Annotated in this window: 13 protein-coding genes; 7 read left to right on the top strand and 6 right to left on the bottom strand. The window is 59.8% G+C overall.

All coding sequences use genetic code 11. The features are described 5' to 3' along the window. Positions 1 to 14: 14 nt before the first annotated feature. The gene (locus ICA16_RS15905) at positions 15 to 479 is read right to left on the bottom strand and encodes a CopD family protein (protein ID WP_210700994.1); all 465 of its coding nucleotides are present in this window, start codon (positions 477 to 479) and stop codon (positions 15 to 17) included. A gap of 99 nt (positions 480 to 578) precedes the next feature. On the opposite strand from ICA16_RS15905, the gene dinG reads away from it, so the two are divergent. From dinG to pdxH, 5 genes are all read left to right on the top strand, one after another. Continuing rightward, a complete protein-coding gene (dinG, locus tag ICA16_RS15900) occupies positions 579 to 2,723 on the top strand; it encodes an ATP-dependent DNA helicase DinG (RefSeq protein ID WP_042557969.1) in 2,145 nt (714 codons plus the stop codon). 93 nt (positions 2,724 to 2,816) lie between these two features. Further along, complete coding sequence (locus ICA16_RS15895; protein ID WP_210700993.1) at positions 2,817 to 5,300, top strand: beta-galactosidase; 2,484 nt, start codon at positions 2,817 to 2,819, stop codon at positions 5,298 to 5,300. Positions 5,301 to 5,478: 178 nt separating this feature from the next. Continuing rightward, positions 5,479 to 6,624 carry a serine hydrolase domain-containing protein gene (locus ICA16_RS15890; RefSeq protein ID WP_210700992.1) on the top strand — a complete coding sequence of 382 codons (1,146 nt, stop codon included), beginning with the start codon at positions 5,479 to 5,481 and terminating at the stop codon, positions 6,622 to 6,624. Between the two features lie 113 nt (positions 6,625 to 6,737). After that, positions 6,738 to 7,856 carry an OmpA family protein gene (locus tag ICA16_RS15885; protein ID WP_150604947.1) on the top strand — a complete coding sequence of 373 codons (1,119 nt, stop codon included), beginning with the start codon at positions 6,738 to 6,740 and terminating at the stop codon, positions 7,854 to 7,856. Between the two features lie 24 nt (positions 7,857 to 7,880). After that, positions 7,881 to 8,528 (top strand): pyridoxamine 5'-phosphate oxidase, encoded by a 648-nt coding sequence (pdxH, locus tag ICA16_RS15880; protein WP_210700991.1) that lies wholly within the window; start codon positions 7,881 to 7,883, stop codon positions 8,526 to 8,528. A 5-nt stretch (positions 8,529 to 8,533) separates the two neighbouring features. Here the strand turns inward: pdxH and ICA16_RS15875 are convergent, their stop codons facing one another. Next, positions 8,534 to 8,770, bottom strand: a complete 237-nt coding sequence (locus ICA16_RS15875) for a hypothetical protein (protein ID WP_047300016.1) — start codon at positions 8,768 to 8,770, stop codon at positions 8,534 to 8,536. A 176-nt stretch (positions 8,771 to 8,946) separates the two neighbouring features. On the opposite strand from ICA16_RS15875, the gene ICA16_RS15870 reads away from it, so the two are divergent. Beyond that, entirely contained in the window at positions 8,947 to 9,411 is a 465-nt protein-coding gene (locus tag ICA16_RS15870) for an outer membrane lipoprotein (RefSeq protein WP_150604944.1), read from the top strand. A 57-nt stretch (positions 9,412 to 9,468) separates the two neighbouring features. On the opposite strand, the gene ICA16_RS15865 is transcribed toward ICA16_RS15870, so the two are convergent. From ICA16_RS15865 to nhaA, 4 genes are all read right to left on the bottom strand, one after another. Continuing rightward, a complete protein-coding gene (locus tag ICA16_RS15865) occupies positions 9,469 to 9,708 on the bottom strand; it encodes a DUF7683 domain-containing protein (RefSeq protein WP_210553822.1) in 240 nt (79 codons plus the stop codon). Between the two features lie 8 nt (positions 9,709 to 9,716). Then, positions 9,717 to 9,974: a colicin E3-like toxin immunity protein gene (locus tag ICA16_RS15860; protein ID WP_395602003.1), complete on the bottom strand. Its 258-nt coding sequence runs from the start codon at positions 9,972 to 9,974 to the stop codon at positions 9,717 to 9,719. Between the two features lie 4 nt (positions 9,975 to 9,978). After that, on the bottom strand, positions 9,979 to 11,211 hold the full coding sequence (locus ICA16_RS15855) for a colicin E3/pyocin S6 family cytotoxin (protein WP_210553821.1): 1,233 nt from the start codon (positions 11,209 to 11,211) through the stop codon (positions 9,979 to 9,981). Between the two features lie 187 nt (positions 11,212 to 11,398). Further along, positions 11,399 to 12,589 carry a Na+/H+ antiporter NhaA gene (nhaA, locus tag ICA16_RS15850; protein WP_210553820.1) on the bottom strand — a complete coding sequence of 397 codons (1,191 nt, stop codon included), beginning with the start codon at positions 12,587 to 12,589 and terminating at the stop codon, positions 11,399 to 11,401. 253 nt (positions 12,590 to 12,842) lie between these two features. On the opposite strand from nhaA, the gene ICA16_RS15845 reads away from it, so the two are divergent. Beyond that, positions 12,843 to 13,937 (top strand): PLP-dependent cysteine synthase family protein, encoded by a 1,095-nt coding sequence (locus ICA16_RS15845; protein ID WP_414704744.1) that lies wholly within the window; start codon positions 12,843 to 12,845, stop codon positions 13,935 to 13,937. Positions 13,938 to 13,963: the final 26 nt, after the last annotated feature.

The raw sequence follows: 13,963 nt of genomic DNA, 5'->3' as shown, positions 1-13,963 counted from the left end.
AAGTGTGGAGCAGGTCACATCATCGGCCGAGCCGCCGCAATCGCCACCAGCACCAATCCGACAATCAGATTAAGTCCCACCACCCGCCGAATCCGCCCCAGCACCGCCGCACCCGCCGGCCAGTCCTTCGCCTCGACCGCTTTACGCAACTCGGGCAGCATCAACCCCTGAATGCGGATAAACAGCGCGGTCATCACCACGTACAACCCGATCATCACCTGCACGTATTTAGGCGCGGTCTCAAACCCGGTTTGCTGCAGATGCAGCATACCCACGCCGCTGATCGGCAGAACGATCACCGCAACCCAGACCCAGCGGAAAAAACCTTGAAACACTTCCACCCACAGGGTCAGTCGGTTGGGTCCGTCCAGAGCCTTCACAGCCGCGGGGCGCAAGACCATCCAGGCGAAAAACATGCCGCCGACCCAGACTAAAGCGGCCAGTACATGCAGGGGATAAACGAGGCTAAAAGGTGTCATTGGGGCACTCCGTTCTGCGCGGGATTAATTAGCGGGGTATGATAGCCGCCATCCGAAACCACTGAAAATTTATCCAGCGTTTTTTGCGCCCGACAATTCATGATCAGCACTGAACTCAAAACCACGATCCAGGGCGCCTACTCGCGTTTTCTAGAGGCCAAGAGCCTCAAGCCGCGTTACGGCCAGCGCCTGATGATCGCTGAAATCGCCAAAGTCCTCGGGGATATCGACACCGACGACGAAGGCCGGCGCAGTGGCGACCCCGCGATTGTCGCGGTGGAAGCCGGCACCGGTACCGGCAAAACCGTGGCCTACAGCCTGGCGGCGATTCCGACGGCGAAAGCTGCCGGCAAACGCCTGGTGATCGCCACCGCGACCGTGGCCCTGCAAGAGCAGATCGTCTACAAGGACTTGCCTGACCTGATGCGCAACAGCGGGCTGAATTTCAGCTTCGCGCTGGCCAAGGGCCGGGGCCGCTATATGTGCCTGTCCAAACTCGACATGCTGTTGCAGGAAGGCCACGCGCAAACTGCCACCGCGCAGCTGTTCGAAGAGGAAGGTTTCAAGATCGAGGTCGATGAGGCCAGTCAGAAGCTGTTCACCAGCATGATCGAGAAACTCGCCGGCAATAAATGGGACGGCGACCGCGACAGCTGGTCGACCGCCCTCGAAGACGCCGATTGGGCGCGACTGACCACCGATCACAGCCAATGCACCAACCGCCATTGCCCGAATTTCGGCCAGTGCGCCTTTTACAAGGCGCGCGAAGGTATGGGCAAAGTCGATGTCATCGTCACCAACCACGACATGGTCCTTGCTGACCTGGCATTGGGCGGCGGCGCCGTGCTGCCGGACCCCCGCGACACCATCTACGTATTCGACGAAGGCCATCACCTGCCGGACAAGGCTATCGGCCATTTCGCCCATTACACGCGCCTGCGTTCCACCGCCGACTGGCTGGAAACCACCGCCAAGAACCTCACCAAACTGTTGGCCCAACACCCACTGCCGGGCGATCTTGGCAAGCTGATCGAGCAAGTGCCGGAGCTGGCGCGTGAGATCAAGGCCCAGCAGCAGTTCATGTTCAGCGCCTGCGAGCAAGTTGCCGATTTCAAACCCGGCGAAGACGTCGAAGGCCGTGAGCGGCCGCGCCATCGCTTTGTCGCCGGGGTCATTCCCGAGCACATGCGTGAAATGGGCATCGAGCTGAAAAAAGGCTTCTCCCGTCTCAATGACCTGTTCACGCGCCTGACCGACCTGCTCAAGGAAGGCATGGATGGCGAGGTCAACATCGGCATCGCCAGCAATCAGGCCGAAGAATGGTATCCACTGTTCGGCAGCCTGTTGTCGCGGGCGTCCGGCAATTGGGAACTGTGGACCGCGTTCACCGCCGAAGACCCGGAAGACAGCCCGCCCATGGCGCGTTGGCTGACCTTGGCCGAAAGCGGTTCGCTGTTTGATATCGAGGTCAACGCCAGCCCGATTCTCGCCGCTGAAACCTTGCGCCGCAGTCTGTGGAATGTCGCCTATGGTTGCCTGGTCACCTCGGCAACCCTGACCGCACTCGGCACGTTCGACCGCTTCCGCATGCGCGCCGGTCTGCCGAAGAAAGCCGTCACCGCCGTGGTGCCGAGCCCGTTCCATCACGCCGATGCCGGCGTATTGCGCGTGCCGGACCTGAAGGCCGATCCACGCGACGCTCCCGCCCACACAGCGGCGATCATCCGTGATTTGCCGGACCTGGTCGAAGGCTCACGGGGCACGCTGGTGCTGTTTTCTTCGCGCAAACAGATGCAGGACGTGTTCGACGGTCTCGACCGTGACTGGCGCAAGCAAGTGTTCATTCAAGGCAACCTGTCGAAACAGGAAACCCTGAACAAGCACAAGGCGCGGGTCGATGGCGGCGATTCCAGCGTGCTGTTCGGTCTGGCCAGTTTTGCCGAGGGCGTCGACTTGCCCGGTGCCTATTGCGAGCACGTGGTGATCGCCAAGATCCCGTTCTCGGTGCCGGACGATCCGGTCGAGGCGGCACTGGCGGAGTGGATCGAAGCCCGGGGCGGCAATCCGTTCATGGAAATCTCGGTGCCCGATGCCTCGCTGAAACTGGTTCAGGCCTGCGGTCGTCTGCTGCGTACCGAAGAAGACCGCGGCACCATCACCTTGCTCGATCGGCGGCTGGTCACCCAGCGCTACGGCAAGGCGATCCTCAATGCGTTGCCTCCTTTCCGTCGTGAAATATCCTGAGACATCGGTGGGCAGTTTTGCCCGCCGCGTTGTCTATCTCTCTGCCATCGCTTTTCCATTGGCCATTTGGTCGTTAGGGAGAACTTCGTTCTTATGATCCGCCGTTCGTTGCCTGCCGTATTTGCCTTGATCTTTGCTGCTCCGTTGCTGGCGGCGCCTGCTGGCCAGCAGACGTTGTTCAACTTTGTCCGTCCCGCCGACGTGGTGAAGATCGCCACGGAAAACGCCGACCTGCCGCAAGCCAACGCCGAGCAAACCGCTGAAGGTGAAGTGCTGCGCCGGGTGACGTTCAACGCCGCGGCGCGTCCGACGTTGCGTCTGACCCCGCAAACCGGCGCCTGGGACTGGTCGCAGTCCGGGATGATGAGCCTGCGCATTCAGAGCGCGATGAACTGGGCCGTGACGGTCTACGTGCAGATTCAAAGCAACAACGGCCAGACGCTGACCAGTCGCGTCGATCTGCCGGCGGGCCCGGCGCAAACCTTGCTGGTGCCGTTGGTGGCAAGTTCGCCACTGAGCCAGGGCATGAAGGCCGGCCCACCGATGCCGACGACCATAGATGGCCAGCGCATTCTGCTGGCCAGCAGCAGCGGTGAGATTGATCGCAGCCAAGTGGTATCGGTGAGCCTGTCGATGGATCAGCCGAAAGTTGCCCAGAGCCTGCTGCTCGAGCGCTTTGGCGTGCAGGACGGCGAGGGGATCACGCAAGCGGTGTACGGCAATCTGGTCGACGCTTACGGTCAATCGACCCGCAGCAAATGGCCAGAAAAAGTCACCAGCGACGAACAACTCAAATCCGCCGCCGCCAAGGAACAGCAACAGCTGAAAACCTGGCTCGCCGAGCGTGAAAAGTCCTCACTGGACAAGTTCGGTGGCTGGAGCAAAGGTCCTGCGTTCAAGGCCAGCGGTTTCTTCCGCACCGAAAAACGTGACGGCCGCTGGTACCTGGTGACGCCTGAAGGGCATCCGTTCTACTCCCTCGGCGTCAACACCGTCAGCCCCGAGGTCAATCAGACCTACGTGGCCGGTCGCGAGTGGATGTTCGAATCCCTGCCCAAACCCGGCGAACCCCTCGCCATCCATTTCGGCGAAGGCGATAACCGTGGCGGCAACGGCGCCGATCAGGGCCGAGGTTATGGCAGCGGGCGCTGGTACGATTTCTACGGCGCCAACCTGCAACGCTTGAATGGCGAACCGTGCAAACCCGACAGCGACGCCAAGGCCGGTGTGGCCGAAGCGGCCAAGGCTGGCGCGGTTGAGGAAACCGCCGTCAATGCCGCAGAGCCGATTGCCACGTCTGAGCAACCCAAGGCTGGCGTCGCTGAGGCGGCCAAAGCGGAATCGGTTGCGCCAACTGCCCAACCGCCCGCTAACGCGCCGTGCACTGCCACGATCGACGAGCAGAAGTGGGCCAGTCATACCCTCGATCGTCTGCAAGCCTGGGGTTTCAACACCCTCGGCAACTGGAGTGCAGATGCTGTGGTCGATGCCGAGCGCGTGCCGTACACATTGCCGCTGTCGATTGTCGGCGATTACACCAGCATCAGCACTGGCAACGACTGGTGGGGCGCGATGCCCGATCCGTTCGACCCGCGTTTTGCCATGGCGACCGAGCGTGCCGTGGCCATCGCTGCCCGCGATCATCGCGACGATCCGTGGCTGATCGGCTACTTCGCCGACAACGAACTGGCGTGGGCCGGTCCCGGCGACGATGCGCAATCGCGTTACGCGCTGGCTTACGGCACGTTGAAAATGACCACCGACGTACCGGCCAAACGCGCGTTCCTCAAGCAGTTGCGCGACAAGTACCGCAATCAGGCAGGGCTGTCGAAGGCATGGGGCATCGATCTGCCGGCGTGGGAATTGATGGAAGATCCGGGTTTCGTGCCGCCCGTGCCGAACCCTGAGCATCCGGAAATCGAAGCCGATTTCAAATACTTCCAGAAAGTCTTCGCTGACACTTATTTCAAGACCATCTCCGACTCGCTGAAATGGCACGCCCCGAATCAATTGCTGCTCGGCGGCCGTTTCGCAGTCACTACCCCGGAAGCAGTGGCGTCGTGCGCGCAGTATTGCGATGTGTTGAGTTTCAACATGTACACCCTCAAGCCGCAGGACGGTTATGACTTTGCCGCGCTGGGCGCTTTGGACAAGCCGGTATTGATCACCGAGTTCAACTTTGGCTCGACCGATCGCGGCCCGTTCTGGGGCGGCGTGACGCAACTGGCCAAGGAAGAGGATCGCGGCGCGGCGTACGCCAATTTCCTCAAACAAGCGCTGAACGAGCCGTCGATTGTCGGCGTTCACTGGTTCCAGTTTCTCGATCAACCAGTGACCGGGCGTTTGCTGGACGGCGAGAACGGGCATTTCGGTCTGGTCGGTGTGACGGATCTGCCGTATCAGGGATTTGTCGACGCGGTGCGCAAGGGCAATTTGCAGGCTGTCGATCAGATGGGCAAAGAGGCCGGGAAACCGGCGGCTGCGGCGGTTCATGAGGCTGAAGGCGGTCGCAAGGGTGAGGCGGGTAAAGGGCCGGGGGCTGGACACTCGGGCGGGCATTCTGGGAATGGCCACTGAGTTTTAGATAGCGAGGATCGCAGCTGCATGGGATTACGTTCCCTGTAGGAGCTGCCGCAGGCTGCGATCTTTTGATCTCGCCTGGAAATGACCACCCAGCCCACAGCTGTTCCCAAATCCCTCAAGGGCTGGAACAATGCGGGCCACTTTGTAGAGCGTTTTCGCGGGGGAGTTGCGGGTGCAGATTCAGGGACATTACGAGCTTCAATTCGAAGCGGTGCGCGAGGCTTTCGCCGCACTGTTCGACGATCCCCAGGAACGCGGCGCAGCCTTGTGTATTCAGGTCGGCGGAGAAACCGTCGTCGATCTCTGGTCCGGTACGTCCGATAAGGATGGCGCCGAGGCCTGGCACAGCGACACCATCGCCAACCTGTTCTCCTGCACCAAAACCTTCACTGCCGTCACCGCGTTGCAACTGGTTGCCGAAGGCAAACTGCAACTGGATGTGCCGGTTGCGCGCTACTGGCCGGAATTCGCCGCCGCCGGCAAAGAGTCCGTCACGCTGCGCCAATTGCTTTGTCATCAGGCGGGCCTGCCGGCCCTGCGCGAACTGCTCGCGCCCGAAGCGCTTTATGAATGGCAAACCATGGTTGACGCCCTTGCGGCTGAAGCGCCGTGGTGGACGCCGGGCACCGGTCACGGTTACGCCGCGATCACGTACGGTTGGCTGGTCGGCGAATTGCTCCGCAGCGCCGACGGTCGTGGGCCGGGTGAATCGATCGTCGCTCGTGTCGCCAAGCCATTGGGTCTGGATTTCCATGTCGGTCTGGCGGATGAAGAGTTTTATCGTGTGGCGCATATCGCTCGCGGTAAGGGTAACGCTGGCGACGCCGCTGCTCAGCGTCTGCTGCAAACGACGATGCGTGAACCCACCGCGATGACCACTCGCGCTTTCACCAATCCGCCGTCGGTACTCACCAGCACCAACAAACCGGAATGGCGCCGGATGCAGCAACCGGCGGCTAATGGCCACGGCAATGCGCGCAGTCTGGCCGGGTTCTACGCGGGGCTGCTTGATGGCAGCCTGCTCGAAAGTGACATGCTGCAAGAGCTGACCCGCGAACACAGCCTGGGCGAAGACAAGACGCTGTTGACCCGCACCCGTTTTGGTCTGGGCTGTATGCTCGATCAACCGGACGTGCCCAACGCCACCTACGGCCTCGGCCCACGGGCGTTTGGTCATCCCGGGGCGGGCGGTTCGATCGGCTTTGCTGACCCGGAGCACGATGTCGCGTTTGGTTTTGTGACAAATACTCTTGGACCGTACGTCTTGATGGATCCGCGTGCGCAGAAGCTCGCGCGGGTGCTTGCCACTTGTCTGTAAAGTATCACCCGGGGTTCCAGGGCCGGAACCTCGAAAGGTTTTTCGATTCAAAGCGTCTGTTTATCCGGGCGAAAGTGCTCTGATTTTTCATTACTTCATTTTGTGGATTTTCAATGTCAGCTAAAACGACTCTCGCCCTGGCCCTGTGTGTTGCGATCACCGGTTGTGCACAGACTCCTAAAAACGACGCGGACGGCGGCACCTGGTGGCCGTTCGGTTCTTCCGACAAAGTGGCGGCCAATGAGCCTGCTCCGACTCCAGCCGCAGCTCCGGCGCCGCTGAAACCTGCCGCCACCGCGCCGGTTGCCAAGGCTGAAAGCAGCAATCCCTGGTACTGGCCGTTCGGCTCTGATGATGCAGCTGTCAAAGCTGACATGAAGGCGGAAGTAGCACCTGAAGCCAAGAAACCGGTCACCGTAGCCAAGGCTGAAGCTGACGCAGGTGGAAAATGGTGGTGGCCGTTCGGCGGCAAGGATCAGCCTGTGACCAAAGCGGTGCCGATGCCGGATCCGAAAGTCACCCAGGCCTGGCTCGACGACTACGAGCCGCGTCTGCGCACCGCCATCAAGGACAGCAATCTGCAACTCGAGCGCCGTGAAAACGTGCTGGTGGTCACCGCGCCGGTCGAAGGTTCGTTCAACCCGGATCGCCCGGCAATGTTGCTGCCAGTCACCCTTGGCCCGTTCACCCGTGTGGCGAAAATCCTCGAAGCCGACCCGAAAACTGCCGTGCTTGTACTGGGCCACAGCGACACCAGCGGTGCTGCTCCAGCCAACGTCAAACTGAGTCAGGAACGTGCCCAGGCCATTGCGGCGATTTTCCGCCTCAGCGGCTTGCAGCGTGATCGCCTGATGCTGCGCGGCATGGGCTCTGAGGCGCCACGTGCCGCCAACGACAGCGTTGAAGGCCGTGCCTTGAACCGTCGTGTTGAACTGCTGGTCACCCCGCAAAACACCATGGTTGCGTTGCTCAGCAAATACAACATGCCGGCGCCGAAGCCAGTGACTATGGTTGCTGCGCAAGAGGTCAAGCCAGTAGCCAAACCAGTAACACCAGCCCCGGCCGCGAAGAAAGCTGCTGTACCAGCCGCCAAAAAGGCCCCAGCCAAGAAAGCTGCCGCCAAGGCACCGGCGAAAAAGGCTCCAGCCAAAGCTCCAGCGAAGAAGACCGCGCCAGCCAAAGCCGCCGCGACCGACAAGAAAGTCGCCGCCACCGATGCCGCCAAGAAGTGATCCGCTAACGAAAAGGAATGCGCCATGACCCAGGCTCTGGCAGATATGCGTCGTGATTACACCCGTGATGGCCTGACCGAGGCGCAAGCTCCGGACGAGCCGTTTGCGCTGTTTCACCAGTGGTTTGCCGATGCGGTGAAAACCGAGCAGGCGCCGGTGGAAGCCAACGCCATGACCGTGGCCACAGTAGATGCGGACGGGCGTCCGCATTGCCGCATTCTGTTGCTCAAGGGCCTGGACGAGCAGGGTTTCACCTTCTTCACCAACTACGAAAGTGCCAAGGGTCAGCATCTGGCGGCGAATCCGTTTGCGGCCATGACCTTCTTCTGGCCGACCCTTGAGCGCCAGGTGCGTATCGAAGGTCGGGTGGTGAAGGTCACGCCTGCAGAGTCCGATGCGTATTATCAAGTGCGTCCATTGGGCAGCCGTCTCGGTGCCTGGGCGTCGCCGCAGAGCCGGGTGATCGGCGGGCGAGGGGAGCTGGAAGATTTGCTCAAGGCCACCGAGCAGCGCTTCAGCGATACCCAGCCGGATTGCCCGGAACACTGGGGCGGTTATCGCTTGCTGCCCGAGCGCATCGAGTTCTGGCAGGGCCGTCCGAGCCGACTGCACGATCGCCTCAACTACCGTTTGCAAGGCGCCGACTGGATTCTTGAACGTCTGGCACCTTAAGCAGTCTACCGAGCGAGATAGCCTGCCGCTGCGGCCTCCAGCCACATCGGCAGGTCTCTACGTTTGATCTTCAGCGCTTGAGCGCGGGCCAACTGATCGAGCATGAAGGCACGTTTGCCTTCATCTTTGCCTGCCAGTGACAGCGCCAGGTCGCGGTCCATCCAGCGTTTGATCCGCAAGTACAACCACCCGTGGAAGTACAGACCGGCAACGGTGGTAACGACGATGATGAAGTAATCCATGAAAATCCTCGGGGCGGTGGCGCAGGATCGGCCATTTGGCGCTAAGGTAGGGCTTCTGACAGAAGCGCACAGGCGTCTGTACCTCGCCTGAATGAAAGCCAATTTATCCGCACTGCGTCGTGACAGACGTCAAGCTGCAGAGTTTAATGAATAGATGTTCTTTTGGAGTTGATGCTATGCGTAAGTCTGTTCTGCTGATTGCTTCCTTTTCCACGATGGCGATGTTGCTTACCGGCTGCCAATCGAGCCTGACCGGCGACTCCTACTCCCGTGACGAAGCGCGTCGCGTGCAGACGATTCGCATGGGCACCATCGAATCCCTGCGTCCGGTCAAAATCGAAGGCACCAAGACCCCGATCGGCGGCGCAGCAGGCGCTGTGGTCGGCGGTGTTGGTGGCAGCGCTATCGGCGGCGGCAAGGGCAGTATCGTTGCTGCTGTCATCGGTGCGGTGGCGGGTGGTCTGCTCGGTTCCGCAACCGAAGAAGGCCTGACCCGTACTCAAGGCGTGGAAATCACCGTTCGTGAAGACGACGGCAGCATGCGCGCCTACGTGCAGCAGGTTCAGGAGAATGAAGTGTTCCGTGTTGGTGAGCGAGTACGGATTTCGACTGTTGACGGGACTAGCCGCGTTTCGCACTAAGCGGAATTTAGGGTAAAGAAAACCCCGATCAGGTGACTGGTCGGGGTTTTTATATATTTACCGGGTGTTCACGTTACACGTCAGCTGGAAAAAGCACTGATGGTCATGAACTTTTTTGGCGAGTAATTTTTCCAACGCCTCAAGCTGATGCACTTCAAGATCGTAGCCTTCCCAGCCCCATTGTTCTTCCGTCCAACCCATGATGAGTTTTATTTTTTCATCATGTCCGCACGGAAGTTTTTCCTCGAATACGAGAAGGTCAGTCGTTTTGTCGAAGGCCTCAATGATGTAGATCATGTGCAGTACTACCAGTTGTCGCTGTACTCAAAAGCAATTTGATAGTCGTATATGTCCATGGCGATAGGGTGCTGAAAAAAAGGCTGAATAATGTCGACCCAGTGTCCTAGGACATTGAATCCTCCATTGTTGATATTGTTTTCCACTGGGATCCCCAATGCATTTAGTACGGACTCATCGTCGCCTAAATCCTTGGACAATTCCTCGCCTTGCCCAATGGCGGTTCTCTTGTCGTACCACTCCAAAACTATTTTCAGTCCCATCATTACCTCACAAGTATTTTTTTCGGATGCTTCTTTCAGGCTTGGGATCTTCTCGTCGTTCCCCTGTCGCAGGGTCAAACGCTCCCAAATGGGCTCCATCACTTGCACGATATTCTTCCAGTTCACCGTGCATTGAGTCCCATTCGTAAATTCTCTTGCCCTTGGCATCTGTCCATCGTTTTCGAAGTCCTCCACCACCTTGTACCGGATTCATTTTTTTGGCGGTCTTCAGACCGGGGAACGCGGTGATTTCTTCTGTTTTCGGAGGTTGATGATAGCTATGTCCCGCGGTCGCTAAACCTTTACGCGCCTCGTTGATTACGATGTAGAGCGGTTTGACACCCGAACCCACCGGAAACACCAGAATGAAATCCTCGTACTCCGGCGGATAAACCGGATTTACCAGAATCCCATCCGCCGCTTTCGTCGGTGGAAAAACCCAGATATGCGGTGCCTGCGGGGCGGCCTCCAGCGCCGGAATACCGAGGATGTCTGAGCCATCCACGGCCGGGGTCCAGATCAGTTCGACACCTCTATCTTTGTCCAGAACCGCGACGAACTGGCCGTCGCGCACGATGAATTGCACGACATCCACCATTTCCCAATCGCGATTCTTACCGGTATAGAAGGCGTATCCCTTGAGGCGACCGTCGGCCTGCTGTTCGATTCGCAGGCGTACGCGGGTGCGGGCCTGTTTGAGGGCGCGCAGTTGATCGTCGGTGTAGAGAGCGCTGTCGCCAAGGCTTGACGGCATGAATAGCGCGACCAATCCCACCAGGGTGGCCGCTGCGGTACTGGCGGCGACGGCAGGTAACGCTTCGAAGGCAGAGCCGGCCAGAGTAAAACCACCGATCCCCGTTGGGGTGGCGGTCGCGCTGATTTTCTTCAGCGCAACAGCGCCGTTCGCATCAGCCTCACGGGCGCCCAGCAGAATCAGCTCGCCGTAATCCTTCAGGCTATCGGTCGGCACCATCCCGGAAGGGTTGGAGTAATCAATGATCGCGTCTGGCAACTTGCAGGACTTGGCGAATACGCAGCCGGCGCGGATGGGTTCGGGCTTTTTGGCGGCAACTTCAAGGGCTCGCTCAAACGCGTCCTGTCGCGCCAACATGGCGTCATAAGCGTTTTGTCGGGCGTCGCGTTCAGCGAGTTCGCTGGACGTCATATAGCGGTAAGTGACGTGATGGCCGTCACCCGCGGGTGGGTTGGAAACCCGGGGAATGTCCTTGTTGCGAGCCACTGATCGTCCTTGCGTTCATCCATCGACAGTCCCTTGGAAAGGGCTGCACGACGTTAACGAAGCACGGGAGTTGTGGCTGTAGGACGAGTCGCTAATGAGGTGGGGATTGTTCGCTACTTATGTGAAGAGCGCGTAACTTATGGCGAGGGAGCAAGCTCCCTCGCCACAAAAGCCCTTCACAAACGTTTTATGTATTCGGCAAAGCAGTGCTCTTGCGGCTCGCCGCCGCCGTCACTGCATAACCAATCAACGCGGCGAACAGCGAGCCGGTCAGAATGCCCATTCGGTCCATGCCCGCGTACTCACTGGCACCCGGAACGAAGGCTAGCGAACCGACAAACAGGCTCATGGTGAAGCCGATTCCGCAAAGAATCGCGACCCCCAGCACCTGACCCCAATTGGCGCCCTGAGGCAGGGCGGCGATGCCCATCTTCACGGCCAGCCAGGTCAGGCCGAACACACCGACGGTCTTGCCCAGCAACAGGCCCACTGCAATGCCCATGGGTACGTGATGGGTGAAGCTTTCGACGGTGACGCCACTCAGCGACAGGCCAGCGTTGGCGAACGCGAACAGTGGCAAGATGCCGTAGGCGACCCATGGATGCAGCGCGTGTTCGAGGGTCAGCAGCGGCGAAGGCTCGGCGTTTTTCGTGCGCAACGGAATGCAGAAGGCCAGGGTTACGCCGGCCAACGTCGCGTGCACACCGCTCTTGAGTACGCACACCCACAGGATCAGGCCGATGATCATGTACGGGCCAATCTTGACCACGCCGAGGCGGTTCAGCGCCACCAATGCGGCAATGCACGCCGCTGCGAGACCCAGTGACAGGGTTGAGAGATCGCCAGAGTAGAAGATCGCAATGATCACGATGGCGCCGAGGTCATCAATGATCGCCAGCGTCATCAGGAACAGCTTCAACGACACCGGTACGCGTTTGCCAAGCAGGGCCAGCACGCCGAGGGCGAAGGCGATGTCGGTGGCGGTCGGGATCGCCCAGCCGTCGAGGGCAGCAGGGTTGTCGCGGTTGAGGAACCAGTAGATCAGCGCCGGCACCAGCATGCCGCCAATAGCGGCCGCACCGGGCAGGACGAGCTGCGATGGCCTGGACAACTGACCGTCAAGCACCTCGCGCTTCACTTCCAGGCCGATCAGCAGGAAGAACAGCGCCATCAAGCCGTCGTTGATCCACAGCAGCAAGGGTTTAGCGATTTTCAACGCACCGATCTGCGCCACCACCGGGGTGTCGAGCAGGCCCGTGTACAGCCACGACAGCTGTGAGTTGTTGATAATCAAAGCGAGGATGGCCGCAGCGATCAGTAATAGACCGCTGGCAGCTTCCAACTGAAAGAAACGCGTGAAAGTGCTACGCAGAGGCAAGGTCGCTCTCCATCGATAAGTCAAAAAGGTGGAACACCCTAACCCGTACCGTTAGTTGTTAAAACAAAAGTTATATTCTTTTTTGTTATATGTCGTTACAACGCGTCTGCTGCAAAAGCCAAGGTCAGCCTAGCAGTTGCCTGACACATTGAGACTCAGCTGTATCTGTGCGCGATGCAGGAATTTTCCTAAGCTTGCGAGAGAGCCTTCGAGGAGGCTGAACTCCTGCCCGATTCGACCGAGAACCCTGACCATGAGCGACAACCGACAGTGGGCCCGCGAAGCCATCCGCATCATTGAAGCGGATTTCCAGCGCAGCGCCGACACCCACCTGATCCCCTTGCCGCTGCCGGGTTTTGCGGGCATCGAGTTGTATTTCAAGGACGAATCCAGTCATCCGACCGGCAGCCTCAAGCATCGTCTGGCCCGCTCATTGTTCCTCTATGCACTTTGTAACGGCTGGCTCAAGCCCGGTGCGCCGGTGATTGAGGCGTCCAGCGGTTCGACGGCGATTTCCGAAGCGTATTTCGCGCGCATGCTGGGTCTGCCGTTCATTGCAGTGATGCCGGCGACCACGTCCAAAGAGAAAATTGCCCAGATCGCTTTCTACGGTGGGCAAAGCCACCTGGTGAAAGATCCGACGCAGATCTACGCCGAATCCGAACGCCTGGCTCGCGAGCACGGCGGCCACTTCATCGACCAGTTCACCTATGCCGAGCGCGCCACTGACTGGCGGGCGAACAACAATATCGCCGAATCGATCTTTCAGCAGATGCGCTACGAGCAGCATCCCGAGCCGAGCTGGCTGATTTCCAGCCCCGGCACCGGCGGCACCACCGCTACCCTCGGCCGTTACGTACGCTACCGCCAGCACTGCACCCGCGTGTTGTGTGCGGACGCCGAACGGTCGGTGTTCTTCGATTACTATCAGACTGGCGACGCCAGCCTGCGCCTGGATTGCGGTTCGCGGATCGAAGGCATCGGTCGGCCACGGGTGGAGGCGTCCTTCCTGCCCAAGGTGATCGATGCGATGGTCAAGGTACCGGACGCCTTGTCACTGGCGGCCATGCATTATCTGGCGCAGCGGCTGGGACGGCACGTCGGTGGGTCGAGCGGGACCAATCTGATTGGCGCACTGATGGCGGCACAGCAGATGAAAGCGGCGGGGGAGTCGGGTTCGATCGTGGCGATTCTGTGCGATGGCGGCGAGCGTTATGCCGACACCTATTACGATCCGCAATGGCTCGAGGCTCAGGGGTATGAGCTGGACGGGTTGATCAAGGCAGTGGTGGCGAGTGCCGAGCGTGGTGAGGCGCTGCCGACATCAGTGCTGCGCGCCAACATCTGACACACCGAAAACAAATGTAGGAGTGA

This window comes from Pseudomonas anatoliensis, assembly GCF_017976235.1.
Classification (GTDB): Bacteria; Pseudomonadota; Gammaproteobacteria; order Pseudomonadales; family Pseudomonadaceae; genus Aquipseudomonas; species Aquipseudomonas anatoliensis.
This window is presented reverse-complemented; position numbering and strand designations above follow the sequence as displayed.

What these genes read in the sequence shown, in the direction of transcription:
- ICA16_RS15905 (WP_210700994.1), bottom strand. Translation starts at nt 479, where the DNA reads ATGACACCTTTTAGCCTCGTTTATCCCCTGCATGTACTGGCCGCTTTA.
- dinG (WP_042557969.1), top strand. Translation starts at nt 579, where the DNA reads ATGATCAGCACTGAACTCAAAACCACGATCCAGGGCGCCTACTCGCGT.
- ICA16_RS15895 (WP_210700993.1), top strand. Translation starts at nt 2,817, where the DNA reads ATGATCCGCCGTTCGTTGCCTGCCGTATTTGCCTTGATCTTTGCTGCT.
- ICA16_RS15885 (WP_150604947.1), top strand. Translation starts at nt 6,738, where the DNA reads ATGTCAGCTAAAACGACTCTCGCCCTGGCCCTGTGTGTTGCGATCACC.
- pdxH (WP_210700991.1), top strand. Translation starts at nt 7,881, where the DNA reads ATGACCCAGGCTCTGGCAGATATGCGTCGTGATTACACCCGTGATGGC.
- ICA16_RS15875 (WP_047300016.1), bottom strand. Translation starts at nt 8,770, where the DNA reads ATGGATTACTTCATCATCGTCGTTACCACCGTTGCCGGTCTGTACTTC.
- ICA16_RS15870 (WP_150604944.1), top strand. Translation starts at nt 8,947, where the DNA reads ATGCGTAAGTCTGTTCTGCTGATTGCTTCCTTTTCCACGATGGCGATG.
- ICA16_RS15865 (WP_210553822.1), bottom strand. Translation starts at nt 9,708, where the DNA reads ATGATCTACATCATTGAGGCCTTCGACAAAACGACTGACCTTCTCGTA.
- ICA16_RS15860 (WP_395602003.1), bottom strand. Translation starts at nt 9,974, where the DNA reads ATGATGGGACTGAAAATAGTTTTGGAGTGGTACGACAAGAGAACCGCC.
- ICA16_RS15845 (WP_414704744.1), top strand. Translation starts at nt 12,843, where the DNA reads ATGAGCGACAACCGACAGTGGGCCCGCGAAGCCATCCGCATCATTGAA.